Below are 25,768 nucleotides of genomic sequence, written 5' to 3' on the forward strand. Positions count from 1 at the left end.
CTTTTAGGGCTGTCCTTAGAGGAGTAAACCATATCCCGTACTTCTTATTTAGACTCAAAAATATTTATGCATAACTCCACAACTTTTCGGGGTGAGCCGTGATCCCCAATAGTTGTGTGCAAATTGTGTGTACATATGAAAATAAAGAGAGTTAGACTTTTTGCCTAACTCTCTGATTTTTAATCGTCGGGATACCAGGATTCGAACCTGGGACCCCCTGCTCCCAAAGCAGGTGCGCTAACCGGACTGCGCTACATCCCGTTTTTCCGTGATTGCGGTGCAAAGGTATAATATTTTTTTATAATCCAAAACAAATAAGAAAAAATATTCATTAAATTTATCTATCATCTTAGCATAAGATATTCTTTCACACCCAATGACAATAGGAAATACGCTGAATTTCTTACATTTGCAACATAAAGATAAACTTTTTAGAAAATGGAATTCAGAACAAAAATAAATATCCCAAAAACCGAATTATCGCTATCATACAACAATCATATACTCATGATGGGATCCTGCTTTATCGAAAATATAGGGCAGATATTAGTCGATCATCGAATTTCTGCTTATTTAAACCCATTTGGAGTATTATACAACCCCCTATCCATAGCACAGGGGCTAGATATACTGATAGATAATAAAAAGTTTACAGAGGAAGATCTTTTCGAACACAAAGGACTTTATCACAGTTTTCACCATCATAGCAACTTCTCGCATACAGATAAAACGTCTTGCCTGGAAAATATAAACAAGGAAATAAACTTAGCCGCCGATTTCCTCAAAAAAACTGACACGCTTTTCATTACTTTTGGTACTGCCTACATATATCAGTGGGCGAAAAATAATATGATAGTAGGAAACTGCCATAAACTTCCGGCTTCTGAGTTTAACCGCTCAATGCTATCTACAGAAAACATTATTGATAGATGGATTAAGCTAACAGAAAAACTAAAAGCGATCAATCCTTCATTACAAATACTTTTCACCGTCAGCCCTATCCGGCACTTAAGAGACGGAGCGCACGACAATCAACTCAGCAAAGCGACTTTATTAATCGCCATCGACAAGTTAATCTCTTCAGTGAATGACACCCATTACTTTCCTTCATATGAAATAATGCTGGACGACCTACGCGATTACCGCTTCTACAACGAAGACATGATCCATCCTAACACTACTGCCATAAAGTACATTTGGGATATATTTAAGAATACATATTTCCCTCCGAAAGACCGGCAGATAATGGATGAATGGCAAAAAATAAATCAGGCAATAAAACACCGCCCCATCAATAAAGAAAGTGAAGAACATAAGTCTTTTTTAAGGCAAACTTTGTTAAAGTTAAAAGCATTCAAGAATAAATATTCCTATATTTGTTTAGGAAATGACATAAAGGACTTAGAGTCCAGACTATAACAAAAAATGAAATATTCGATAGCAAAAATAGCAAAAATAATAGATGCAAGACCAGCAAACTTTATCAATTGCGATATAAGTATTTTATTGACAGACAGCAGGCAGGTATTCTTCCCCGCCGAAACTCTTTTTTTTGCAATAGAAACAAAAAATAATGACGGGCATAAATATGTAAAAGAATTATACGAACTGGGAGTACGCAACTTTGTCGTTTCTAAAACATATACCGAATGGAACGAACTCAACGATGTAAACTTCCTTATAGTATCCAAGCCCTTAACTGCACTGCAACGAATAGCCACCCACCATCGTAACGAGTTCAGTATTCCTATCATAGGTATTACCGGCAGCAATGGGAAGACAATAGTCAAAGAATGGCTTTACCAGATTCTATACCAAAAATTCAACATAACGCACTCGCCCCGCAGCTATAATTCTCAAATTGGCGTTCCACTATCAGTATGGCATATCAACAACCAGACTGAATTGGGTATATTCGAGGCCGGCATTTCACAACCCGAAGAAATGTCGAAACTTGAAGCTATAATCCGCCCTACGATCGGCGTACTTACTAATATAGGGCAGGCTCATCAGGAAGGATTCGAGTCGATGAAACAAAAATGCCTTGAAAAACTGGAACTCTTCATCAACTGCGAGGTTATTGTTTGCGAAGAAGAAAACGAACTGATAGATGAATGCATGGAAATTGCCTGCCTCTCGCACAAAAGACTTACATGGTCGCGCAAGGGGTCGCCCAAAAGCCCTCTGCATATAATAAAAATAGAAAGGCAAGATACATCCAGTACGATACACTACTCTATCTTAGGCATGGTTTCTGCGTTTAATATACCTTTCACCGATGACGCCTCTATAGAAAACGCGATACACGTATTGGCTACGGCAATATACCTGCATATGCCTATAAAGGAACTCAACGAACGGCTGGCAAACCTCGAACCGGTAGCCATGCGCCTAGATATACGGCAGGGAAAAAACAATACAACGCTGATTAACGATTCGTATAACTCTGACATCAATTCACTGAATATTGCGCTCGACTTCCTAGTACAACGGGCAACAGTAAAAGACCAGAAAAAAGTATTAATTCTATCCGACATACCTCAGTCGGGACTAGCCCCCAAAGAGCTTTATTACCTTGCCTCCAATCTTATACTCAACAAGAATATAGATATGCTGATAGGAATAGGCAAAGAAATATCAGCACACAAGGATTTATTCGCTAAAACCAAGAACTATTTCTTTGAGACTACCGAAGATTTTATCAAGTCGGATATATGGATGGATTTCACAGATATGTTCATCTTACTGAAAGGGGCACGCAGCTTTTCATTCGAGACAATAAACAAGCTCCTTGAATATAAGACACACGAAACCGTACTTGACGTCAATCTGGATGCCATTGTCCACAATTACAACTTCTATCGTTCGAAACTGAAGCCGAATACCAAACTCATCTGTATGGTAAAAGCCGATGGTTATGGCACGGGGGCTTCGGAAGTGGCAAAAACACTTCAATACCACAAGTGCGACTATCTTGCTGTAGCCTTGGCCGAAGAAGGAGTTCTGCTAAGGAAACAAGGCATAAAGATTCCTATCATAGTTTTAAATTCAGAGGTCGGAGGTTTCGAAGAACTGGCTAACTATTCCCTCGAACCCGAAGTCTACAATTTCAGAATACTGGATGCCTTTATCAAAGAAGCCAAATTGCAAGGCATAAACAACTATCCTATACACATAAAGATAGATACCGGCATGCACCGCCTCGGCTTCACAGAAGAGGATATTCCCGAATTACTGAAACGAATCAAAAGTCAATCGGGAGTCCGTATCCAATCCGTATTTTCGCATCTGGCTGCCAGTGAGAGTTGGAATTTTGACGACTTCACACACCAGCAGATCGACACTTTCAAAAAGACAGCAGCGCAGATTGAGCACGGATGCCACTACCCTATCATGAAACATATACTCAATTCTGCCGGAATAGAACGTTTTCCCGACGAACAGATGGATATGGTACGACTGGGCATCAGCCTTTACGGTGTCAGCGCCAGCGGATTGGAAGGTTTGAGGAATGTATGCACATTAAAAACAACCATCTTGCAAATAAAACATATAAAACCCGGAGAAACTGTAGGATACGGACGCAAAGGCTCTTTCGATCACAATGCAACCATAGCCACCATCCGCATCGGATATGCCGACGGGCTTAGCCGCCAGTTTGGCAACGGAATCGGAAGCGTACTTGTCAACGGGCATCTTGTACCCATAGTGGGTAATATTTGTATGGATTTGACAATGATAGATGTAACGGGAATCGAAGTAAAAGAAGGCGACTCTGTGACTATATTCGGCGAAGACTTATCGGTAAAAGACCTGGCAAAACAGATAAATACTATCCCCTACGAGATATTAACCTCAATATCGAGCAGGGTAAAACATATCTATTACAGGGAATAAACGATCTGCCAACAAATTCAGTCGTTGAGTTCTATCACATCCAGATCGGATATATTTCCTTTGTCGATTACAAAACGTACAAGCGTGCGCACCGTGTGGAATCCATATTTCCCTGCCGCACCCGGATTGATATGCAGACAGTTAAGCTTCTTGTCGTACATTACTTTCAGTATATGGGAATGCCCTGTGATAAATAGCTTTGGCGGATTGGCATATAATATATTACGAACCCTTGGGTCATACTTTCCGGGATAACCTCCGATATGCGTCATCAATACATCTACATTTTCTTCCGCGAAACGAAGAAATTCGGGATAGGCTGTTCTCACCTTATGGTCGTCGATATTACCATACACCGCACGGAATGGCTTAAAAGCTTCGAACCTGAGAGCCAATTCAAGAGAGCCGATATCGCCGGCATGCCATATCTCGTCGCAGTCGGCAAAATATTTTTCATACCTCTCGTCCCACCAATTATGCGTATCGGAAATCAAGCCTATCTTTTTCATGGTTATAAATTGATGCAAACAGAAAAACAAACAGCCAGAATAAACGTACCCATCGATGTATATTTAAGATAGGGGTCTAACAGCCTGTTTTCTTTTATGCTTAATACGTCAGACAATATTTTTATAAAAATGAAGAAGCATACCAGATAAAGATACTGATACCAGCATGACGAATACAAAAAAGAATAGGCTACAAAACACGCTAAAGCTCCGAACGTCAGTCCGGCATGGTAACGTTTTGCATTTCTCATCCCTATGCGTACAGGCACCGTTACCTTCCCCGATTTACGATCATTTTCATAGTCGCGCATATTATTCAGATTAAGCACAGCAACAGTAAGCAAGCCCAATCCGATAGCCGGCAGCCAGGGCGTAAAGTCGAGAGTATGTGTATGCAGAAAATACGTACCGACCACAGAAACCAGCCCAAAGAAAGTAAACGAAAATATATCACCCAACCCTTTGTATCCATATGGATTTTTTCCGGCAGTATATTTTATGGCTGCAACAATACAAGCCAGCCCCAACACTACGAAAAGCGATATATACCTCCAGTCCATAAACTGCAAAGCGATGTATATAAGCCACAGCCCGACAATAGCTGCCAAAACGATAGCTGTTATGATAGCTTTCTTCATCTGACGGGGAGTAATAGCCCCGCTTTGCACCGTTCGCTTAGGCCCTACGCGTTCGCCTGTAATATCTGTACCATGCTGATAGTCGCCCAGATCGTTTGCCATATTCGACAAGAGTTGCAGTATGGTGGCAATGGCAATGGTAAGCACAAACACTGCATAACTAAACCTGCCTGCGCTATATGCAATAGCACTACCCGCCAACGCAGTGGCAACAGCAAGAAACAATGTGCGCGGGCGCAATGCAGATATCCATGATTTAAGAGATGGCATATTTTAGTTTTTAGGTGTGCAAATATACGATTTTTTAATCGAACTCATTTCGTTTTTCACCTTGGAGTACGCGAAGCTGCACCAAGCCTTCCCCCTTCACTTTCGAGAATACCCTAACAGACTCTTAACATAAGAAGAAACTGTTTAATATCTACGGGATTCGAGATATTAAACAGTTTCAAAGAGGTTTTTTAATAGGTAAAGTCTCAACGACTTACAGTAATAATTTACATCATATTTGGTTAGCGTTACTGTCTCATTCCTATCCGATACTTGTTGCTACTGCAAAATCTATTTTAGGCTCTACAGGTAAGATATGCTCAGTGTTCGGATATGGTTGGTAATCGACAAAGCCTACAGGTTTTTGGTCGCCATGCAGGTCGTAGTAAGTAACGCTGTCACCTCCATCTCTTGATACATTGTCTCCTATCTAATTTGTGCAATATGTAATTATATACAAAGAAAATGATTATACTTTTTAAATATACTTCTTGTTACCAATTAATTTTGTATCTTCGTGAGACGTGTTGATATAAAAATTCTCAGAAAGTGAGACAACCAGTGTCGTATTTTACAAAAAACGATTTCCAGTACATAATATTTGTACAATAGGAGCAACAAATATAGCACAAGTGTATTTTCATATTACTTATTCAGAGGAGATTAATGCCCAAAAGACCCTAGAATATTATGATTTACGAAGAGAGATCTAGAGATAGATTCGTAAAAAAGGTATTAGAAACTATCCCTTCTTACATGAAACCCATCGAATACCTGATGGATGTATTAAAACTCAGTAGAGCTTCGGTATATCGCAGGCTCAGAAGCGAGATTGCCTTTACATACGACGAAATGATAGAATTGTCGTCGCACTTGAACTTCCCGGTAGAGGAGATCGTACCCTTAGATAAGGATAGTAAAGCAGTGTTCTCGTTTCAGGAATATCCGGATGCCGATCCTCCCCGTTTTTTTGCAAATGTGATTGAGCGGCATTATGAGAACCTACAAAGGGAAAGCCAGTTTAAGTACCGGTATGCAATATCGGTGATGAACCACATATGGCTCTTGTACACAATAGGATATGATAATCTACTGAGATTTTACTATTATAAATGGCTGCATCATAATGCTTATATTACTTCGCCATATACACGATTCAGTGATATAATGATTCCTCTCCCCGTACTCGAAACCAGCCATAAAGCCAGCGCTCTGATGCCCTTGCTCGAAAACTCAAGCTTTATTTTGGATAATAACACCTTCCTGAATACTATAATTGAAATACAATACTACTACAGACGGAAATTGATTAACCGGGATGAGCTTTTCTTGTTGAAATCCGATATGGAGAAAATTATTAATTACACAGAAACGCAGGTGCAACGAGGCACTAGCGAACTGGGAGCCAACAAGACATATTATATCTCATACTTCAATATACATTCCAATAGTTCTTATATAGAGAACGACCGCGAGTCGAAGGTGTATTTTTACGAATACAGCATAGAGCCACTGTCTACCTTCAATCCCAAGGTGTGTGCGTCTCATAAGAATTGGCTAAACTCGATTAAGAAGCAATCTGCCCTGATAACGACATCCAACCAGGCTTTGCAGATCGACTTTTTCGAAAGGCAAAGCGAATATTTAGACTGTCTGATGAAAGATAAGGACTTAACAATCTGAAGCACCGGGCAAACCTAAAGCACATAATATTTACCGAATACCCCTATATATACTGAAGCAGTGAGGCATGCGCTATTATCTCAGCTTTCCGCCCATCTACCCTAATCAATCCTTCGTCGCTCATCCTCTTTATCTCGTTGGCCAGTGCCGGGCGGGTCACATTCAGGTATTCGGCCAACTGGGTTTGGTTGTGTTCCATCTCAATCTCATCAGAACCTTTTCTGCGCTCGAAAAGGTAGTAGGCAAACCTGCTCCGTATGCTTTTGTAGGACAGTATTTTAAGGCGTCCCACAGTGCAGGCTGTGCAGTTGCCGGTAATTCTCAGGAAGTTCTTCAGCAATTCGGGGTTGGAGCTGATTAAGGCAAAAGCAGATTCTTTGGTCGCTTTAAATAAGACTCCGTCTTCGACCACGGTAAATGTAGCAGGGAAAAGGCCATGCTCGTCGAACAGGTGAGGTGTGGCAAAAGCCCGCGGCCCTACCAGGTTCTCTACCTTGACATTATTACCCGATGCATCTACAATATTAACCTCCAGATTGCCTTTGAGCAGTATATGCATATGTTGGCACGGCGTGCCTTGCCTGATAATAATTTCCCCTTTACAAATATCACGGACAGAATAGTCGAGCCTATCCAGTAATGTCTCTTTAAATTCATCTGTAGTACCCCGAAAGAGGGGAATCTTATGGATGATATTTATTTGCTGTTCCGACAAGAATACTTGTTTCTCCATACACCATTGATTTCATAGCATTTCCAATCCAACGATAAATTTATAAAAAATATTCTCAAACCCGAAACAACTATACTCGTCCTTCAGGGCAAACGCATAAAATTTATCCAAACTCAATTCTGAGCTTTGTAGGCGAATGATAATTCGCCCCTACAGTAGTCAAAACTGGAATATCATTTTTTCATGCGTTTGCCTTGCTTTTATCATGGACGTAATCGAGACTTTCTGTTGCTATACCCTACATTTTTCAAGAATATACATGGATGCTCCCCTGTGCTGCCGGAAGGTAATTCACGCCTATCCATGTTATCATAAGCAAAATAAAAGCTATTGGCAGCATCCAGAGCGTAACCTTCGGATAGTATTTTTGCAGCCGCATATGTATATATATCAAGTATGCAGCCGAAGTGACAAACGCCCATGTCTCTTTCGGATCCCACGACCAATAATGCCCCCAGGCCTCTTTTGCCCATACCGCACCCATCAGCATGCCCAGGATGAGGAAACCAAAGCCGATATATACCACATTGTCCATCAGGCTATAAAGGTGCTCGTCGGCTTTGCCCTTCCTTATATTTACCAGCTGTATAATAGATGCTATAGTGGCTGCTCCCAACATGGCATACGACAATATATAAACCGTAACGTGTGGCACAAACCAATAGCTTTGCAAGGCAGGCATCAGGTTGGTCGAATGTATTTCGGGCTTCAAAATATTGATGCACACAAATACACAGGCTACAAGACTCGAAAACGACAGCAACCACTTATACCTCCAATGCCTATACGTAATATATCCCACTGTGGCCAGAAAGAACGAATACCAAAGCCGTGTTTCGCCAATGGTGCGCAAGGGCGGGCGTTCCTGCCCTATCCAAAGCCCGACTATAAAGGCTGCAAATATCAGAATGCCGGCTATCATAAGCAATTCGATTATGTAAGGCTTTTTAGCTTTGTACACTAAACTTCCTGCTGCAAGCCAACAAAGCATTGCAGGTATGGCAAACCATAAAAATTCATCCCAAGTCATATTTTATATAGAGTTATGAATAATACGAACCTATAGTTGAAAAATAAACGGATTAGCATCATTGTTACCTTTCGTTTTTTTATTAACATTAACACCCTGAAAAACCTTATTGCATTAACCTATTTTTGCACTATATCGTTAAAAAGTAACACAAGTAACAGGTTTCAGCCATTTTTTCAATGTTACTTTTTTCTCATATCCAACTTCCGCCCCACCCTTTTGTATAGATAATTTTAGGGGAATGTAATAACAAAATATAAAGAAAATTATTCTGTCATCCTCTTGATAATACTATATGCCTCTACTACACCCATTTCGCCGGCCTTGCGCATATCGTCGAGCGCCCGGTTCTTGTCTTTCACCTGGAAGCGGCTCAATCCTCGGTTGTAATAAGCCTCGGCAAACTCAGGATCGCGGCGTATAGCCTCATTGTAATCGAGGATTGCAGCACGGAAATCATTCTGTTTGTAACGCACCGCCGCCCTGTTGTAATACGCATAGATAAATTCGGGATTCAGTTCTATTACCTTATTGTAGTTCTTTATTATTTGGTCGTACTCCATCTTACCCGGATCGAGCAATGTAGTGGTGCTGCTCGACAGGTTAGGGTCTTTCTTTGGTCCCGACAGGCTAAGCTTGTCATTCTGCTCATTCTTACGCTCATATTCCGGCACATTTTCTTTCAGGTCGAGCTGCTTGGTATAAACCACCGCCAAGTTGAAATACGCCAGCGTAAACTTAGGGTCGAGTGCTATTGCCTTGTTGAAATCCTCGATAGCACTGCTGAAATCCTGTACCAGCATATAATCCATAGCACGGGCAAAATACAATTCGGCACTTTCGGGGGCATTCATTATAGATTTCGACAGGTCGTCTATCGACTTGAAATGCTCCTGTATCTGCAACTCGTTGAGTGCCGCTTCGCTGTTTGTTATCCTTAGTTTTTTAGGCAGAGCCGATCTTTTGTTGAGGACATCTACCAGCTGGCTGTAATATACAAACCTGCGCAGGTCGTTCGGTTTTTCGTAATAAGAGACAACGAAGCGCGGTTCCAGTTCTAGCTTTATTTGCTGGTTTTGTATGCGTCCACGCGTGTTGCTGTTGTATTTGTTTTTTTCTTCTTCCGACTTATCGGCTACTACAAGCAGGTCGAATTTGTCTATATCCTTATCCGATGTTTCCCTTGTCTTTTCGTCCTCTTCCGTTACGCCGGCAGCCAGTAGTTCCTTGTATTTGCGGCTTTCTTCGTTGCGGGCATAATTATAGTCGCGTTCGGCGCCTTTCAGGTCGTTTTGGCGGCGTTTGATTTCGCTTCGGGCATAGAATCCCTGATAAAATTCAGGATATTGAGCCAGTACAGTGTTCATATCTTCGAGCGCGCCGCGATAGTCGCCTATATTGTTTTTGATCAGGGCTCGGTTGTAATATGCGATATAGTTATTTGGCTCAAACTTGATTACTACATCGAAGTCGGCAATGGCGCGATTGTCGTCTCCCACCTGCGACCTTAGCAGCCCCCGGTTGAAGCGGGCAATAACATTATTAGGATCAAGGTCGATAACTTTGTCATAATCGCCCATTGCTCCGCGCAGGTCGTTTTGCGAGTAACGTACCAACCCCCTGTTTATATAATTGCCTGTTTGCAGCGGCGCAAGGCGTATGGCTTCGTCGAGATCGGCTTGCGACTTTTCGTAGTCTTTTTTATAGTAGTGCAGAAGCCCTCGCATAGAGTACGACTGGGGGAGATACTTGTCGAGCTCTATAGCCTTGTTGTAGTTCTCAAATGCTTTTACCGTATCACCTTTTTCCTGATACATGGCGCCTCGCGAAAGGAAACCCTGTGTATAGTTGGGGTACATGGCAAGTAGTGAATTGAGGTATTTTTCGGCTTCTTCGTAATCCTTTTTCTGTATATTGACTATCCCGCTGTTGATAAGGGCAAACTTATCGTTGGGATACATTTCCAATGTTACCTTATAGTCTTCGAGCGCCCCGTCGTAATTGCTTTGCGCCTGACGCGAATCGGCTCTCAGCTGGTATGCTTTCGACATGAAGGGGTTGCGCTCTAAGGCGAGAGAACAATCGTCTTCCGTCCCTTTGAAGTCGTCGAGGAAATACTTGGCTATGGCACGATAGAAGTATGGTTCGGGCAGGTATGGCTTTGCTTTTATTGCCTGATTGAAATATTGTATGGCAAGCACGTAGTCTTCGTAGTATAGGGCATTCCGCCCGATGAGTATAACCCTGTCGGTATTGATCTGGGCTGTGGCCAACAATGCATTGAATATAAGTGCTATAAATAATATTATCTTTTTCACGTTGTACGGTATTGTTTGTTATTTTATTTAACGAACAAATATATAAATAATTGTAAAACAAAAAAGCCTCCCCTGATAACAAGGGAAGCTTTTTAAGCTTTATTTTGATGATTCTTAGTTAGCTGGTGGTGTAACGGGCTCTTCTGCTTGAGTGGCAGCAGGAGCAGGAGCAGCAGGCAGTTCGCCGGCATTAGGCACTGGCAGCGTAGTCGACATGTCAGGAGCTCCAGTGTTTACCGGTGCAGGAGCACCAATTATCTGGTCTTGCCTGTTAGCACCTTTCGGAGTTATCACTACACATACTATACTCATTATCATAACGAAACCGGCAAGTCCCCAAGTTGCTTTTTCTACAAAGTCGGTAGTTTTGCGAACTCCCATAACGGCATTCGATGAAGAAAATCCAGAGGCCAAGCCTCCACCTTTAGAATTTTGTACAAGAACTATCAGTATTAAGGCAATAGATGCAATTACAATTAATACAGTAATAAGTGTGGTCATTTTGTATCTTTAAATTTCGTATTTATAATCAATTTCTCAAGAAAACTCAATTGGTCTGCAAAGTAAATATTTTTTTTCGGATAATTCAAACTTAAGTGTTTAATTATTTTATATGCCTTTTCGTACTTTTTCTGTTTTATGTATATTTTGGCCAAAGTTTCGGTAAAAAACAGGTCTTCATTTATATCACCGGCAGGTGTATCTTCCTCCTCTATTTCTTGTTCTTCTTCATACCTATCAGCTGTTTCACCTTCAGGCTCTAACGTGATTGCGAGCCCGCCTTCCTGCTCCGATTTCGAAATGAACGAATCTATTATATCCTGATGTTTCAATGGAGCAGAAGCCTGTTGTACTTCGGTTTCCTTATCGTTCGACTCCAGATAAGACACATAGTCTGTAGCCAGCAACCCTGTGGATATTAAATCGTATTCGAAAGTTTGCACACCTGCACTTCCTGCTTGCGATTCGAAAAAGGCATCGAGCAAAAGGGAGGTCTTGTCGCTGCTTATTTCCTCCTTGCCTGTTTTTTGGAAATAGGCGTTGTATTCTTCACTCAATATATAATAGTAAAGTGCTTTACGGTCGCCCACAAATATACTCTTACGCCTGAGTTCTTCCTCAAACTTGCTGTAGTCGAACATGTAGAGGGCTTTGAGGTAGGTAAATATAATCGCCTGAAAATAGGGACATTTACCGGCCATTTTTTCCAAGGCAGGGATATCCAATATTCTCAGGTCGGTTTGTCCGTCTATTATACTTCCCAAACGCCCTGTATCCATATTTACAATATAAGTATCTGAAATATTACCAGTTAGACATGGTAGCATTGAATATTTGGTCTACAATGTCTTCTGTCAATTGTTTTATCAGGTCGTCCTGAACTTGTTCCAATGTATAGCTACTCGAAAAATCGCGGTAGGCAGATATTGTTTCTTCCTTGTCTTCCTGCGGGTTCTTATTGTTCCTGTAGCGGAATCGCACATTCATCGTCAAGCGGGTTTGTGCGGCAAGGTTATTTTCCTGTACGGCTTGCGGCGTAAGGTCGTAGCGCACAATTTCGCCTTCGAGTTCGAGCGATGGGTTGACAGTAGTAAATTGCAGTTTGGTATTGCGTGTAAATACATCTTTCATCCTTTCATTGAATGTTTGTGTCAATGAGGGATAAACTAGCGGAGCCTGATTCAGAAAATCGCGAATATCTATGGTCGGCGTTTCCTGATAATTGATAGATGCACCATTAAATTTGTACGATACCGAACACGATATCGTTATTAGGGAAATTATAGCTGCCCAGAGAGCTTTTTTCATAAGTCTTCCAAGTTATATTCTTTTATCTTTCTGTATAGAGTCCGTTCCGATATTTTAAGGTCTTGCGCTGCATTTTTGCGTTTACCGTTATGCCGTTCGAGTGCCTTTATTATCATATCTTTTTCCACATCCTGCAAAGATAGTGTTTCTTCTTCATATTCGGGCGTTTCTATCACATCGGCTTCTGCTATGCCCGATGTTGGTATTATAGTACGCACCTCATCCTTTACAGGCATATGCGCACTTCGCTCCGAAGTACTGCTTACCACCACAGGCGTTAAAGCCTTTTCGTGCTTGTCCATTACGGGAGATACAATGTCTGAGGCTTTGAGGTTGCCCGCAACTATGTCGTGAACAATCTTTTTCAGGTCGTTCATATCCTTTTTCATGTCGAATAGTACCTGATAGAGTATCTCTCTTTCGTTGTTGAAGCTTTTTTGTTCGCTGCTGTTTATTGTGCCTACCGGAACCAGCCCCACTTCATTTGCAGGAAGGTATAGTTTCAGTATCTCGGAAGTTATTTCCCGTGTTTGTTCTATTATGGATATCTGCTCGGTGATATTTTTCAATTGGCGGATATTGCCCGGCCAGTAATAATCCTTAAGCATTTGCCTCGCTCCATCGGTCAGTGAGATTGGCGGCATGCTGTACTTTTCGGCGCAATCGCTGGCAAATTTCCTGAACAGCAATGGGATATCGTCTTTTCTTTCCCGAAGGGCAGGCATACGGATAGGAACTGTGTTGAGGCGGTAATATAAGTCTTCGCGGAATTTGCCGTTGCGGGTTGCCGTAATCATATCCAGATTGGTGGCTGCCACTACGCGTACATCTGTTTTCTCTACTTTCGACGAACCGACCTTTATAAATTCCCCTGTTTCGAGAACACGCAACAAACGGGCTTGAGTTGACAATGGCAATTCACCCACTTCGTCGAGAAACAATGTACCGCCGTTGGCTACTTCAAAATAGCCTTTGCGTTCGCCTGTTGCTCCGGTAAACGAGCCTTTTTCGTGTCCGAACAGTTCGGAGTCGATAGTGCCTTCGGGAATCGAACCGCAGTTGACGGCAATATATGTGCCGTGCTTGCGGTGGCTGAACTGGTGTATTATCTGCGGGAAACTTTCTTTTCCCACACCGCTTTCGCCTGTAACCAGTACCGACATATCGGTAGGCGCTACCTGCAAGGCGATATCTATCGCCCGGTTGAGGTCGGGGCTGTTGCCTATGATCCCAAAGCGTTGTTTAACTTGCTGTATATCTGGTTTTGCCATAATCTGCATCTGTTTTGTTATAGCGAATAAACGTACTGTAAGATAGTAATGTTTTCGCGGAACTGACAAAATTACATATTTTAATTCTGTTTTGTCAGGTTTTTTTAATGAAGATTCGAGACAAACATAAAATTTATCTGAACTTTATTCGTCCCGCCAGTAGCCCAAACAGCAATATCGGTTCTGACCTCATCCTTTATCTCACGCCATGATATGGAAGCTACCTCGTAACCTCGTCTATCAAATAAAAGATAGACTTATAATTAATTCCTCCATATTCGCTCAACCCTATTTCGCAGGTGCGGCTGGTAGAATAACCATCTTTGCAGTCGGACGGAACTTGTTCCTTGAGGTGACGCAACCCATGCTCATTCAGTTCGGGGTAGGTGAAGCCCCTGTCGCCGGCAAATCCACAGCAATTGGAATAGACTACAGCCACATCTTTGGCGCACATCTTAGCCAGTTGCAATAGTTTTTCTTCCATCCCTATTTTCTTTACAGAACAGACAGGGAAAACACTCACTATATCGCGCGGGTTCTTTACCGATAATTTAGGCATTACAAAGTCGAGCATAAACTCAATGGGATCGTATATCTTAAGTTCTTTGCTTGTATATGCTGTATGGAATGTGTAGAAACACGGGCTCATATCGAACAATACGGGGTATTTGCCGTTTTCGGAAGCCTTCAACAACGCATCTTCCAACTCTTTCGATTTCTTTGCCCCTTCTTCTTTTAGCCCCTTACTGCTGAAAGCCATGCCGCAGCACAGGCTATTCAGGCTTTCGGGGTAGATGATGGTGAAACCGGCACGGGTAAGCAGTTCTTCCGTCTTGCGTGTAAGCTGCACATCGGCATTGTCGTACCCTTTCGATTTACCCATCGAACGATTGATACAGGAAGGGAAATAAACGACCTTATCCTGTTGCCCTCCGTTCACTACACTGTCTTTTATCTTCTTTGCACCCTTCGGCATATCCTTGTTCCATTTAGGTATGGTCTTCAAAGATGCCGTCCGCATAGTAGACGCTATTCCTCCCATCAATTTACTGCCTAATATAGTATGGAAAAAGTTGACGAAATTGAGTCCGCCCCGCACAGCAGAAGTTGTTTCCGCCATATGGTTTCCCAAAGAGGCAGCAATGCCTTTTTCCGTCTCCGAAGCATCTCGATGCCTTACATCTTTCACAAAAAGCCCGGTGTCAATCTTTACAGGGCAGGCAAGGCCGCACAGCCCGTCGGTGGCGCAGGTTTCGTCCAACTGATACACAGCATCGTTCATCATCTGTTTCAGCCTTACAGGGTTTTCTCCGCTTGAAGCCAAACGGGCGATTTCGCGACCGATAACTATGCGTTGCCGTGGCGAAAGCGTCAGCCCTTCCGAAACGCAATGAGGTTCGCAGAAACCACATTCCATACACTTATCTACTATCTCGTTTACTTCGGGCAACGGCTTCAGGTTTTCGAGGTGTATCTTGGGATTCTCGTTGATTATTACTCCGGGGTTTATCAAATGCTTAGGGTCGAATATCTTCTTTATCCTTAACATCATTTTATAAGCCGCTTCGCCCCATTCTTTTTCCACAAACGGAGCCATATTGCGCCCCGTGCCATGCTCGGCTTTCAGCGAGCCGTCGAACCTGTCGACAACTATCTCAACCAGCTCGTCCATCATATTGGCATAGCGCTGAACTTCCTTCGGGTCGTTGAAGTCCTGGGAAAATACCAAGTGGAAGTTGCCGTCGAGGGCATGCCCGTACAATACAGCATCGGCATAACCGCAGTCTTTGAAAAGCTTTTTCATAGCCACACACGCCTCGCCCAGCCTGTCCATAGGAAAGGCAACGTCTTCTATGAGGCAGGTCGTTCCTGTTTTCCTCAATCCGCCAATGGAAGCCAGCAAGCCCTTCCGAGCTTTCCAGTTGAAGTTATATTCTTTAGGGTCGGATGTAAATTCGAAAGGGAACAATGTAGGGATAGATCCTACAGCCTTGCGGATAATGCTTTCTTTTTCTACAAGTTCGTCCTTATTGTTGCCACGGATATCGACCAGAAGCAAGCAGGCCGTTTCGGGCAATGTGCGGAAATATGCGGGGGCTTCGGGATCGTCTTCGATAGAGCGTACCGATTCCCTGTCGAGCAATTCGACTGCCGATACCGGTGTGTTTTTCAGCAATGGAACCACATCGCAGGCTTTTTCTATCGTGTCGTATATCATTAGGGTGCAAGCCTTGTATTCTTCGTCTACAACGGTGTTGTAGGTGATGTCGGAAATGAATGCCAGCGTACCCTCCGAACCGATCATCAGGTGTTTGATGATTTCTACCGGGTCGTCGAAATCGACTAAAGCATTTATACTATATCCTGTCGTGTTCTTTATCTTGAACTTATGTTTTATACGCTCAGTCAATACGCCGTCGGCTTTCACATCGTCTCTCAGTTGCTCTATTTCGGCGATAATACTATGATGCTTTGCGCGGAAAGCTTTTTTGCTTTCTTCGTCCGATGTATCGAGCACTGTGCCATCATAGAGAACGATACGGATGTCGGAAACTGTTTTGTACGAATTTTGGTCGATGCCACAACACATACCACTGGCGTTGTTGGCTGCTATGCCCCCTATCATCGCTGCGTTGATTGAGGCAGGGTCGGGACCGATCTTACGCCCGAAGGGTTTCAGGTATATATTGGCTCTTGCCCCTACAATTCCCGGTTGTAGCTTTATTTTCAGCCCGTCGTCGAGTATCGTGTATTTGCGCCATTCGTGCGTGGCAACCATCAGTACCGAATCGCTGATAGCCTGCCCCGACAGGCTTGTTCCGGCGGCGCGGTATGTCACGGGAATATTGAGGTGCGCCGATTGGCGGATTACCTCTATGGCTTCCTCCTCGTTGTGCACCTGAACTACTATCTTGGGGATAAGCCTGTAGAAACTGGCGTCAGTTCCGTAGGCAAGTAACTGCAAGGGATTGGTAATAATACGTTTTTGCGGAATCGTTTTCGATAATAGTTCCTTCAGTTGTTGATAGTTGGCTGGCAGCATAATTTATATATTTTTTATTTTTTCACCTCCATCGCGTAAATATTACGCAAGTTATAAAACAAAAATGAGAAACCTGCTTTGCTTAGGATGATATATATTAAAAGAGGTCAAAAATAAAACAGCTATGTATTGACAATTGTTTCTTTATGAATGTATATTTACTGAAAAAATAAATACAGGGGCTATGCCCTAAATAGAAGAAAAATAACTACTTTTGTGCGTCGAAATATTAGAGCCTGTTTAAAGTTTTAGCGAAAATATTTTTTATGGGCTCAGATAAATAATTCTTAGAACAATATTCATTATTCATATTAATTTATTAAAACAATGAGAATCGAGAAAATTTTCGCACGTGAAATCTTGGATTCAAGAGGAAATCCGACTATCGAAGTTGATGTAACGCTAGAATGCGGTATCGTAGGCCGCGCGGCTGTTCCATCTGGAGCTTCAACTGGAGAAAACGAAGCATTGGAGCTTCGCGATGGTGACAAAAAACGTTACCTAGGCAAAGGTGTTGTTAAAGCAGTAGAAAATGTAAATACTATTATCGCACCTGCATTGGAAGGAGAATCATCACTTGACCAAAGAGGAATCGATAGCAAAATGCTTCAATTGGACGGAACAAAAACCAAATCTAAATTGGGCGCAAACGCTATTCTTGGTGTTTCTCTGGCTGTAGCTAAAGCCGCTGCAAACTATCTTGAACTTCCATTATACCGCTACATCGGCGGAACAAACACTTACACGCTTCCTGTACCTATGATGAACATCATCAATGGTGGATCTCACTCCGATGCTCCTATCGCATTCCAAGAGTTTATGATCCGTCCTGTAGGTGCTCCTTCATTCAAAGAAGGCTTGCGGTGCGGTGCTGAAATTTTCCACGCATTGAAAAAAGAATTCCACGACAGAGGCCTTAGCACTGCTGTAGGTGACGAAGGTGGTTTCGCTCCAACTTTGAACGGAACAGAAGACGCCCTTGACTCAATCCTTAAAGCTATCAAAGCTGCCGGATACGAGCCAGGAAAAGACGTTACTATCGCTCTTGACTGTGCTGCTTCCGAATTCTTCAAAGATGGTATATACGACTATTCTAAATTTGAAGGTGCTAACGGGGCTAAACGCAATTCTGCCGAGCAAGTAGAATTTTTGGCTAGCCTTGTAGCTAAATATCCTATCGACTCTATAGAAGACGGTATGGGCGAAAACGACTGGGACGGATGGAAATTGCTTACCGACAAATTGGGCGACAAAGTTCAGTTGGTTGGCGACGACTTGTTCGTGACTAACGTTGAGTTCCTTCAAAAAGGTATCGAAATGGGTTGTGGTAACTCAATCCTTATCAAAGTTAACCAAATCGGTACGCTGTCCGAAACACTGGATGCTATCGAAATGGCTCACCGTGCAGGCTACACTAGCGTAACTTCTCACCGTTCGGGTGAAACAGAAGATGCTACTATCGCCGATATCGCTGTAGCTACTAACTCGGGACAAATCAAAACTGGTTCACTGAGCCGTTCAGACCGTATGGCTAAATACAACCAATTGCTTCGCATCGAAGAAGAGCTTGGCGACAAAGCTGTTTATGGCTGGAAACGCGTACAAAGAGTAAAATAATAAGACTCTTCATCTATAAAAAAAGTGAAGCTACCCTAACGGATAGCTTCACTTTTTTATATAAAATAGCCTGAAAGCTAGGCTATTGCTTGTAAATGAACAAGATTCTCGTTAACTTTGCGCAAGTAACTCTCTATGCAAAAGTTCCTTTTACCCGAATTTCATGAAATATATTCGTATTATCTTCTTTTTGTTCTTCACAACTATATGTTTAACAAACGCTCTTGCGCAAGCCAATAGTGGAAAACCTCGCAACGGGGAAGGAACGCACGATTTCCTTATACGTCACAAACGTTCGCCGGCAAAGCATTACGACCAGTTTATAAAACTGAACAAAGGTAAATTCGGCAGAAATAAGAGTTTGCTGAAAGATGTAACTTATATACTTCCTCCCCTATCTAAAGAAAATACTTCCCCCCAAAAAAATGTAGAAGCCAAAAGCAAAGGTAAGCAATACAAACAGCCGCTTTTCGGCAAGAAATATGAGAACTATTCCATTAAGTCGGATGAGTTGAAAGGGACCTGCTTCTACCTTGTAAGCGGACACGGAGGCCCCGATCCGGGCGCTGTAGGCAAAATAAATGGAAAAACAGTGTGCGAAGACGAATATGCCTACGACATCATATTACGCCTTGCCCGAACCCTGATGGAAAAAGGTGCTAAAGTACATATCATCATTCAGGATTCGAAAGACGGAATTAGGGATGCCATGTATTTGGCCTGTAGCAAAAAGAATGAAACCTGCATGGGGTCAACCATACCGCTCAACCCTACCGCCCGCCTCGAACAGCGTAGCAATAAGATTAACACTTTGGCAAAGAAAGATAAAGAAAAATACAAAAGATCAGTATTTGTCCATCTCGACAGCAGGAGCAAGAAACATCAGCTGGATGTATTCTTCTACCATGCACCGGGAAGCAAGGCCGGGGAGAAGCTCGCAATTACAATGAGCAGGACATTTAAGGAACAATACGGGAAACACCAACCCAAGCGCGGCTTTACAGGAACCGTTACCCCGCGCGACCTGTATGTACTGAGAAATACAACCCCTATAGCTATTTTTGCCGAACTGGGAAATATACAGAACAGCTTCGACCAGAAGCGTTTTCTTGATTATAACCAACGGCAAGCTCTTGCCAACTGGATGGTCAAAGGACTGCTGAAAGATTATGAAAATTCGAAAATGAAGTAACAAGCCGTAAACGGGCGAGTGCAAACCTTCGACAATTATTCTTATATTTGTAGTTATACAATAAACAAATATAACTATGAGACTATTACTAATCAGCAACTCTACCAATCCCGGCGAACCATATCTGGATTACCCGAAGTATAACATAAAGGAATTTTTAGGAGATAAGCCGATCAAAGCGTTATTTATACCATATGCTGCCGTCACTTTTTCGTATGACGAATACGAAGCGAAGGTTAACAGCCGTTTTCAGGAGATCGGGCATAGCGTAGTTGGCATACATCATTTCGATGATCCTAAGAAAGCTGTACAGGAAGCAGACGTGATAATCGTAGGAGGAGGAAACACATGGAAACTTGTCCGTACAATGAGGGATAACGGGATTATCGACCTTATAGGGCAAAAAGTAAAAGCTGGTACACCGTATATAGGATGGAGTGCTGGTTCGAACGTAGCTTGCCCTACCCTACGCACAACGAATGATATGCCGATTATCGACCCGAAAGGATTCGATGTTATCAATCTGGTTCCTTTCCAAATCAACCCTCATTATCTGGATGTCCATCCCGAAGGGCATGGAGGCGAGACGCGCGAAGACAGGATCAATGAGTTTATTACCGAAAATCAGGATATGTATGTAGTTGGCTTGCGCGAAGGCACAATGCTCAATCAGGAAGGAGATTCATTGAAACTGATAGGCAATAAATCTGCAAGAATATTCAAATACGGGCAGGAAGCAAGAGAATTGCAACCGACTGATAGTTTTGATTTCCTTTTAGGATAGAAGGCATCAAGGCTCTATAAAGAAAAAGGTTCAAGCCCCGAGACTTGAACCTTTACTTTTATAACATATTGCCTTTCAACTACTTTGCATAGCTCACGGCACGTGTTTCGCGAATTACAGTAATCTTCACTTGTCCCGGATAAGTCATTTCATCCTGTATCTTTTTGGCTATATCTGTAGACAGTTTTTCTGTTTCCACATCGTCTATTTTGTCTGCACCTACAATCACGCGCAACTCGCGGCCGGCTTGTATTGCGTATGTTTTCAATACGCCCGGATAAGAAAGTGCCAACTGTTCGAGGTCGTTCAAACGCTTGATATATGCTTCCACAATTTCGCGGCGAGCACCAGGACGCGCTCCGGAGATGGCGTCGCAAACCTGTACGATAGGTGCAAGTAGACTTGTCATTTCCACTTCATCGTGGTGAGAGCCTATAGCATTGGCTACATCTGGTTTTTCCTTGTATTTTTCAGCAAGTTTCATACCAAGCAATGCGTGAGGCAGTTCCGGCTCATCGTCAGGCACTTTACCTATATCGTGTAATAGTCCGGCTCTTTTTGCTTTCTTCACGTTCAATCCCAACTCGGCAGCCATTATTGCACAAAGATTGGCTGTTTCGCGGGCATGTTGCAACAAGTTTTGTCCATACGACGAACGGTACTTCATTTTACCTACCAAACGGATCAGTTCAGGGTGCAATCCATGTATTCCTAAGTCGATAGCGGTACGTTTACCTGTTTCTATTATCTCTTCTTCTATTTGCTTTTTCACTTTAGCAACCACTTCCTCGATGCGGGCAGGGTGGATACGTCCGTCAGCAACCAGTTGGTGAAGCGCCAAACGGGCTATTTCGCGACGAACAGGGTCGAAACCTGAGAGTACAATAGCTTCGGGGGTATCGTCAACCACAATTTCTATTCCAGTAGCGGCTTCTAAGGCGCGGATATTACGTCCTTCGCGACCGATAATGCGTCCTTTTATTTCGTCAGATTCTATATGGAAAACAGTGATCGCGTTTTCTATCGCAGTCTCGGTAGCTACACGCTGTATAGATTGCACAACAATCTTTTTAGCCTCCTTATTAGCTGTCATTTTAGCCTCTTCCATTATATCGTTGATATATGATTGGGCATGAGTCTGGGCTTCATCTTTCAGGGCTTCTACAAGCTTTTCCTTAACTTCTTCTGCCGACAGTCCCGACAGTGCTTCCAAACGTTCTACTTCTTGCTTATGAAGTTTATCAAGATCTTGTTTCTTCTTTTCTATAACTTCCAGCTGTGTATCCAGGTTAGTCTTGATAGTATCCGCTTCTTGCTTTTTGCGATGAAGATCTTCTTGCTTTTGGTTGAGAGTCATTTCTCTCTGTTTCAACTTGGCTTCTGCCGATTGCAGTTTCGAATTTCGGGAGTTTACTTCCTTCTCAAAATCAGATTTCATTTGCAAGGCTTGCTCCTTAACTTCCAGTAGCTTGTTCTTTTTTATCACTTCGGCTTCCTGTTCGGCTTCTCTGACCTGGCGCTTGAATCTCGAATTTCCGACGAAATTCAAAGCCACCCATGTCAGGATACATCCTGCCAGAAAGGCTATTACAATAAATAATATATCCATAATTTCAGTTTTCGTTATTTAAAAATTTATATAAAAAAAAGGCACTAATTCAAGCATAAAGATTCTTTTATACTTGCCTTAGTGCCAGATATTTCTTTCAGTACTAATATTTCTTTTATTTTACCTGCATTTTCAGATAATCATCTAACTCTTGCGTCAGTTTTTTGATTCCTCTCTCAAACGAGTTTGCTTTGAACTGCCATTCTACTTTTTCAGCTACGGCTTGCACCGCAGTCATTGCCATATAGTCTGTATCTCGCAAAGCTTGCGACTCGCTTCCTGTAAAATAACTTTTATATTGTCCTATTTTATAATCTATTTCATCAGCAGCCTTCCGATATATTTCTTCCTCGCGTCTCTTCACTCGCAGAGGATATCGCATGTCTGCAATGCGTAGATTAATTATCAAATGATCGTCCGTCGGTTCCATGTCTTATCAATTTTTAAGCAGGGCGATACATTTATCTACATCTCGCACTAATTTTGCTAATCTCTTCCTAGCTTGCTGTGTACCATCATCATCGGTATCGGATGAGAAAGATTTCGCAAATTTGAGATTTTCATATTTACTGTTCAGTTTGCCTACTTCCGATTCAAGTTCCTCTATCCTGATGTTTTTTTCGGCCACATCCTGCCGCAATTCTGCATTCTCCTGTTTCAGTTCATCGCAGAAATCCATCAAACGCCTCATCCTCCAATCGAACTCGGCTAAGAGTTTTTCTTCATTCTCAGTCATAGTATAACTAAAAAGCTAGACAAAAATAAAAAATAGCAGCGGATTATCAAAATAATTACCCTTCTAAATTAAGAAAGGGGGCAGATGGGCAGCATTAAAGCAAAAAAGAGGTGTCATCTACAGACAAACACCTCTTTTTCCGTAATATTTCCTATCCAGGCAGCTCTTTAGAGCAAAACTACCTGCAGATCGTCTTTCAATTCATTAAAAGCGACTTTTCCTTCTCTTGCAAGCCATCCTAGTGCGGCATACATATCTTTTTCTGTAAGTTTACACGCCTTTTTAATTTCCTTAAGCGACTTGCTTCCTTCTGCATCGAGATATGTCCAAATAGCTCCTGCATTTGTTCCAATTTTTTCTTTCATAACTGGGCACTAATTTTTAATTAAACTTAATTATCATCTCCGACTACAAAAGTATATAAAATAGGGTATTAGAACAATTTTATATTCAAAAATTTAACCAAAACATTAACTTTTGCTTCCTTTTATTGCACTATTCGTAATTTGTTTATTAACCAAAATCTCGTAGATTTGTAAAAAAATGACATCTATTGCGATTTTTCGGTTTAAATAAGAAGAAAGAATATAGCGACGAAGAGCTTCTGTCCCGGTTCAGAGAAACAGGGGATGTAGAGTTGTTCCAAGCGTTGTTCGAAAGGTATATGCCGCTGGCGTATGGTTTGTGCCTCAAATACCTTCAAAACCCGGAGCAGTCGCAAGATGCTGTTGTCGATATTTATGAGAACCTCTCGCAGAAGATACATACCTACGAAATCAAGGTTTTCAAAAACTGGCTGTACAGCGTAGTCAAGAACCACTGTTTCCATATACTGAAAGAGAATAAGAAAGAAATTCTTGTAGATTTCGACTCGCAGGTTATGGAATCCGACTCAATTATTGATCTATTAAGTGAGAACCGGGAAGAAGACAAAGAACATGCCCTCAGCAAGTGCATGGAAAAACTGCCCGAGCCTCAGCGGATAGCAATAGATAAGTTCTTCTACGAGAACAAATCTTATGCGGAAATCGTGGATGAAACAGGCTTTCATCTGAAGAGTGTTAAGAGCTATATACAGAACGGTAAACGGAATTTAAAGATTTGTATTGAAAAAAATCTGGAAGAATGAGCTTTTTAGATTACATAAACGGACACAGGAAGGGTAAAGACGCGAACCGGATTGAACGTGATTCGATGACCGACCCTTTTGCCTACGATGCCATAGATGGCTTCGACAGTGTAGACGATGACCATATTGCCCGGTTAAACACCCTGCAAAGCCGGCTCAGAGCAAAAAACGAACGCCCCAGACACAAACAGGTAAGGCTAAGCAGTCTCAGCCGTATAGCTGCTACTGTTGCCGTGCTGGTATTCGCTCTGGGAGGATACCTGTTTGTTGACTACCACAGTAAGCCAAATCTGCAAGCGCAACAAAGTGCTGGTGGCGACAATGTCATTATCAGCATATATGTACCCGAACCTTACTACAAAGAGAATATAACAAACATAGCCAAACTTAATGCCCAGACGGTGAAGACTTCGAAGATTACGATCTCCCGTTTCGAGGTAGGCAAATATACAGATTCTACCATCTCGAAAGAAGAACTTGACGAACTGAATAGCATAGACAAAAACGGAGCGGATGAAATAGATGTTCTCTTACCTCAGGAATTTGAAGAGAGAAGTTCTGCTAAGCAGCATTTCATCGACATTCCGGTTCCGCAATCAAAGTAAGGCTATTCTTTCTTTTCCAGCAGGTCGGGGCGAAGCTTTTCGGTACGTTCCATAGCCTGATGTAAACGCCATTCATCTATCTTCGCCTGATGCCCCGAAAGAAGCACATCGGGTACTTTCCATCCTTTATATTCTGCCGGACGGGTATATACAGGCGGTGCCAGCAGGTTGTCTTGAAAAGAATCGGACAGAGCCGATTGCTCGTCACCTATTGCTCCCGGAATGAGGCGGACGATAGAGTCGCACATTACAGCGGCAGCCAATTCGCCGCCGGTAAGTACATAGTCGCCAATAGAAATTTCCCTCGTAATAAAATGCTCGCGAATACGGTAATCTATACCTTTATAGTGGCCGCAGAGTATGATGATATTTTCGTAAGACGACATCTGGTTGGCTATCGGCTGGTTAAACACCTCCCCGTCGGGCGAAGTATATATCACCTCATCGTAGGCTCGCTGTTGTTTCAGTGCCGATATAGCATTGTCGATAGGTTCTATCTGCAATACCATGCCAGCCTCGCCGCCGAAAGGATAATCGTCTACCTTGCGGTGCTTGTTGGTCGTATAGTCCCGCAGATTGTGTATGTGTATTTCCGCAAGTTTTTTGTCTTGTGCCCTTTTAAGTATCGAGCAGTCGATAAGCCCGGTAAACATTTCGGGTAATACAGTTATTATGTCTATGCGCATATTTATTCGGTTTCAAAAAGTAACAAACGTAACAGTTTTTTAATTAATAATGCAAATCAGCAGTTGGAATATAACTATAAAACGTTCTTTTTACTGCGCGCAATCAGAGATTGCTTGCGTTCCTTTTGGCCTAAGCCCCAAAAGGAACCAAAAACTCTTTTGCGCCTCGCTTCGCCGTACGACCCACTTTGCGCTTTGCCGGCTGAATG

Annotated in this window: 23 protein-coding genes and 1 tRNA gene; 8 read left to right on the plus strand and 16 right to left on the minus strand. The window is 42.4% G+C overall.

The window, feature by feature from the left end:
* Window positions 1-186: 186 nt before the first annotated feature.
* Window positions 187-261 (minus strand) — tRNA-Pro (locus D0T57_RS12920).
* 177 nt (window positions 262-438) lie between these two features.
* On the opposite strand from D0T57_RS12920, the gene D0T57_RS12925 reads away from it, so the two are divergent.
* Together D0T57_RS12925 and D0T57_RS12930 are read left to right on the plus strand one after the other, a co-directional pair.
* Window positions 439-1,419 carry a GSCFA domain-containing protein gene (locus tag D0T57_RS12925; RefSeq protein ID WP_163273908.1) on the plus strand — a complete coding sequence of 327 codons (981 nt, stop codon included), beginning with the start codon at window positions 439-441 and terminating at the stop codon, window positions 1,417-1,419.
* Between the two features lie 6 nt (window positions 1,420-1,425).
* The gene (locus D0T57_RS12930) at window positions 1,426-3,897 is read left to right on the plus strand and encodes a bifunctional UDP-N-acetylmuramoyl-tripeptide:D-alanyl-D-alanine ligase/alanine racemase (RefSeq protein WP_163273909.1); all 2,472 of its coding nucleotides are present in this window, start codon (window positions 1,426-1,428) and stop codon (window positions 3,895-3,897) included.
* A 17-nt stretch (window positions 3,898-3,914) separates the two neighbouring features.
* Here the strand turns inward: D0T57_RS12930 and D0T57_RS12935 are convergent, their stop codons facing one another.
* On the minus strand, window positions 3,915-4,406 hold the full coding sequence (locus tag D0T57_RS12935) for a metallophosphoesterase (RefSeq protein WP_163273910.1): 492 nt from the start codon (window positions 4,404-4,406) through the stop codon (window positions 3,915-3,917).
* A 2-nt stretch (window positions 4,407-4,408) separates the two neighbouring features.
* Window positions 4,409-5,314 (minus strand): 1,4-dihydroxy-2-naphthoate octaprenyltransferase, encoded by a 906-nt coding sequence (gene menA, locus D0T57_RS12940; RefSeq protein ID WP_163273911.1) that lies wholly within the window; start codon window positions 5,312-5,314, stop codon window positions 4,409-4,411.
* A 756-nt stretch (window positions 5,315-6,070) separates the two neighbouring features.
* On the opposite strand from menA, the gene D0T57_RS12945 reads away from it, so the two are divergent.
* Entirely contained in the window at window positions 6,071-6,997 is a 927-nt protein-coding gene (locus D0T57_RS12945) for a hypothetical protein (RefSeq protein WP_163273912.1), read from the plus strand.
* Between the two features lie 43 nt (window positions 6,998-7,040).
* Here the strand turns inward: D0T57_RS12945 and D0T57_RS12950 are convergent, their stop codons facing one another.
* The 8 genes from D0T57_RS12950 to D0T57_RS12985 all read right to left on the minus strand — a co-directional run bounded on the left by D0T57_RS12950 (window position 7,041) and on the right by D0T57_RS12985 (window position 17,201).
* The gene (locus D0T57_RS12950; protein WP_163273913.1) at window positions 7,041-7,730 is read right to left on the minus strand and encodes a Crp/Fnr family transcriptional regulator; all 690 of its coding nucleotides are present in this window, start codon (window positions 7,728-7,730) and stop codon (window positions 7,041-7,043) included.
* 247 nt (window positions 7,731-7,977) lie between these two features.
* Entirely contained in the window at window positions 7,978-8,760 is a 783-nt protein-coding gene (gene ccsA / locus D0T57_RS12955) for a cytochrome c biogenesis protein CcsA (protein ID WP_163273914.1), read from the minus strand.
* A gap of 266 nt (window positions 8,761-9,026) precedes the next feature.
* The gene (locus D0T57_RS12960; protein ID WP_163273915.1) at window positions 9,027-11,078 is read right to left on the minus strand and encodes a tetratricopeptide repeat protein; all 2,052 of its coding nucleotides are present in this window, start codon (window positions 11,076-11,078) and stop codon (window positions 9,027-9,029) included.
* A 114-nt stretch (window positions 11,079-11,192) separates the two neighbouring features.
* Window positions 11,193-11,579 (minus strand): preprotein translocase subunit SecG, encoded by a 387-nt coding sequence (gene secG, locus D0T57_RS12965; protein WP_163273916.1) that lies wholly within the window; start codon window positions 11,577-11,579, stop codon window positions 11,193-11,195.
* The gene (locus tag D0T57_RS12970) at window positions 11,576-12,358 is read right to left on the minus strand and encodes a hypothetical protein (protein ID WP_163273917.1); all 783 of its coding nucleotides are present in this window, start codon (window positions 12,356-12,358) and stop codon (window positions 11,576-11,578) included. The genes secG and D0T57_RS12970 overlap by 4 nt, the downstream gene beginning before the upstream one ends.
* A 25-nt stretch (window positions 12,359-12,383) precedes the next feature.
* Window positions 12,384-12,887 (minus strand): LptE family protein, encoded by a 504-nt coding sequence (gene lptE, locus D0T57_RS12975; RefSeq protein ID WP_163273918.1) that lies wholly within the window; start codon window positions 12,885-12,887, stop codon window positions 12,384-12,386.
* Entirely contained in the window at window positions 12,884-14,158 is a 1,275-nt protein-coding gene (locus D0T57_RS12980) for a sigma-54-dependent Fis family transcriptional regulator (protein WP_163273919.1), read from the minus strand. The genes lptE and D0T57_RS12980 overlap by 4 nt, the downstream gene beginning before the upstream one ends.
* A 220-nt stretch (window positions 14,159-14,378) precedes the next feature.
* The gene (locus D0T57_RS12985) at window positions 14,379-17,201 is read right to left on the minus strand and encodes an FAD-binding and (Fe-S)-binding domain-containing protein (protein WP_163273920.1); all 2,823 of its coding nucleotides are present in this window, start codon (window positions 17,199-17,201) and stop codon (window positions 14,379-14,381) included.
* Between the two features lie 327 nt (window positions 17,202-17,528).
* On the opposite strand from D0T57_RS12985, the gene eno reads away from it, so the two are divergent.
* The 3 genes from eno (at window position 17,529) to pepE (ending at window position 20,794) form a co-directional block, all read left to right on the plus strand.
* A complete protein-coding gene (gene eno, locus D0T57_RS12990; RefSeq protein ID WP_163273921.1) occupies window positions 17,529-18,818 on the plus strand; it encodes a phosphopyruvate hydratase in 1,290 nt (429 codons plus the stop codon).
* Between the two features lie 163 nt (window positions 18,819-18,981).
* Window positions 18,982-20,010, plus strand: coding sequence for an N-acetylmuramoyl-L-alanine amidase (locus tag D0T57_RS12995; RefSeq protein WP_163273922.1), 1,029 nt, complete (start codon window positions 18,982-18,984; stop codon window positions 20,008-20,010).
* 76 nt (window positions 20,011-20,086) lie between these two features.
* Window positions 20,087-20,794, plus strand: a complete 708-nt coding sequence (pepE, locus tag D0T57_RS13000; RefSeq protein WP_163273923.1) for a dipeptidase PepE — start codon at window positions 20,087-20,089, stop codon at window positions 20,792-20,794.
* Between the two features lie 79 nt (window positions 20,795-20,873).
* Here the strand turns inward: pepE and rny are convergent, their stop codons facing one another.
* The 4 genes from rny to D0T57_RS13020 all read right to left on the minus strand — a co-directional run bounded on the left by rny (window position 20,874) and on the right by D0T57_RS13020 (window position 23,504).
* Complete coding sequence (gene rny, locus D0T57_RS13005; protein ID WP_163273924.1) at window positions 20,874-22,403, minus strand: ribonuclease Y; 1,530 nt, start codon at window positions 22,401-22,403, stop codon at window positions 20,874-20,876.
* A 115-nt stretch (window positions 22,404-22,518) separates the two neighbouring features.
* A complete protein-coding gene (locus D0T57_RS13010) occupies window positions 22,519-22,833 on the minus strand; it encodes a cell division protein ZapA (protein WP_163273925.1) in 315 nt (104 codons plus the stop codon).
* Window positions 22,834-22,839: 6 nt separating this feature from the next.
* Complete coding sequence (locus tag D0T57_RS13015) at window positions 22,840-23,139, minus strand: hypothetical protein (RefSeq protein ID WP_163273926.1); 300 nt, start codon at window positions 23,137-23,139, stop codon at window positions 22,840-22,842.
* Window positions 23,140-23,306: 167 nt separating this feature from the next.
* On the minus strand, window positions 23,307-23,504 hold the full coding sequence (locus D0T57_RS13020) for a winged helix-turn-helix domain-containing protein (protein ID WP_163273927.1): 198 nt from the start codon (window positions 23,502-23,504) through the stop codon (window positions 23,307-23,309).
* 188 nt (window positions 23,505-23,692) lie between these two features.
* On the opposite strand from D0T57_RS13020, the gene D0T57_RS13025 reads away from it, so the two are divergent.
* Complete coding sequence (locus tag D0T57_RS13025; RefSeq protein WP_163273928.1) at window positions 23,693-24,268, plus strand: RNA polymerase sigma factor; 576 nt, start codon at window positions 23,693-23,695, stop codon at window positions 24,266-24,268.
* On the plus strand, window positions 24,265-24,873 hold the full coding sequence (locus D0T57_RS13030; RefSeq protein ID WP_163273929.1) for a hypothetical protein: 609 nt from the start codon (window positions 24,265-24,267) through the stop codon (window positions 24,871-24,873). The genes D0T57_RS13025 and D0T57_RS13030 overlap by 4 nt, the downstream gene beginning before the upstream one ends.
* 2 nt (window positions 24,874-24,875) lie before the next feature.
* Here D0T57_RS13030 and trmD read toward each other — a convergent pair whose 3' ends face one another.
* Window positions 24,876-25,559 (minus strand): tRNA (guanosine(37)-N1)-methyltransferase TrmD, encoded by a 684-nt coding sequence (gene trmD / locus D0T57_RS13035; RefSeq protein WP_163273930.1) that lies wholly within the window; start codon window positions 25,557-25,559, stop codon window positions 24,876-24,878.
* Window positions 25,560-25,768: the final 209 nt, after the last annotated feature.

This window comes from Dysgonomonas sp. 511 (genome assembly GCF_010501105.1).
Lineage (GTDB): Bacteria > Bacteroidota > Bacteroidia > Bacteroidales > Dysgonomonadaceae > Dysgonomonas.

Coding starts and splice junctions, on each gene's coding strand:
- D0T57_RS13030 (WP_163273929.1), top strand. CDS start 24,265: ATGAGCTTTTTAGATTACATAAACGGACACAGGAAGGGTAAAGACGCG.
- D0T57_RS12930 (WP_163273909.1), top strand. CDS start 1,426: ATGAAATATTCGATAGCAAAAATAGCAAAAATAATAGATGCAAGACCA.
- D0T57_RS13015 (WP_163273926.1), bottom strand. CDS start 23,139: ATGACTGAGAATGAAGAAAAACTCTTAGCCGAGTTCGATTGGAGGATG.
- lptE (WP_163273918.1), bottom strand. CDS start 12,887: ATGAAAAAAGCTCTCTGGGCAGCTATAATTTCCCTAATAACGATATCG.
- D0T57_RS12980 (WP_163273919.1), bottom strand. CDS start 14,158: ATGGCAAAACCAGATATACAGCAAGTTAAACAACGCTTTGGGATCATA.
- secG (WP_163273916.1), bottom strand. CDS start 11,579: ATGACCACACTTATTACTGTATTAATTGTAATTGCATCTATTGCCTTA.
- eno (WP_163273921.1), top strand. CDS start 17,529: ATGAGAATCGAGAAAATTTTCGCACGTGAAATCTTGGATTCAAGAGGA.
- D0T57_RS12950 (WP_163273913.1), bottom strand. CDS start 7,730: ATGGAGAAACAAGTATTCTTGTCGGAACAGCAAATAAATATCATCCAT.
- D0T57_RS12935 (WP_163273910.1), bottom strand. CDS start 4,406: ATGAAAAAGATAGGCTTGATTTCCGATACGCATAATTGGTGGGACGAG.
- D0T57_RS12925 (WP_163273908.1), top strand. CDS start 439: ATGGAATTCAGAACAAAAATAAATATCCCAAAAACCGAATTATCGCTA.
- D0T57_RS12985 (WP_163273920.1), bottom strand. CDS start 17,201: ATGCTGCCAGCCAACTATCAACAACTGAAGGAACTATTATCGAAAACG.
- D0T57_RS13020 (WP_163273927.1), bottom strand. CDS start 23,504: ATGAAAGAAAAAATTGGAACAAATGCAGGAGCTATTTGGACATATCTC.
- D0T57_RS12995 (WP_163273922.1), top strand. CDS start 18,982: ATGAAATATATTCGTATTATCTTCTTTTTGTTCTTCACAACTATATGT.
- ccsA (WP_163273914.1), bottom strand. CDS start 8,760: ATGACTTGGGATGAATTTTTATGGTTTGCCATACCTGCAATGCTTTGT.
- D0T57_RS13010 (WP_163273925.1), bottom strand. CDS start 22,833: ATGGAACCGACGGACGATCATTTGATAATTAATCTACGCATTGCAGAC.
- D0T57_RS12970 (WP_163273917.1), bottom strand. CDS start 12,358: ATGGATACAGGGCGTTTGGGAAGTATAATAGACGGACAAACCGACCTG.
- menA (WP_163273911.1), bottom strand. CDS start 5,314: ATGCCATCTCTTAAATCATGGATATCTGCATTGCGCCCGCGCACATTG.
- pepE (WP_163273923.1), top strand. CDS start 20,087: ATGAGACTATTACTAATCAGCAACTCTACCAATCCCGGCGAACCATAT.
- D0T57_RS12945 (WP_163273912.1), top strand. CDS start 6,071: ATGAAACCCATCGAATACCTGATGGATGTATTAAAACTCAGTAGAGCT.
- rny (WP_163273924.1), bottom strand. CDS start 22,403: ATGGATATATTATTTATTGTAATAGCCTTTCTGGCAGGATGTATCCTG.
- trmD (WP_163273930.1), bottom strand. CDS start 25,559: ATGCGCATAGACATAATAACTGTATTACCCGAAATGTTTACCGGGCTT.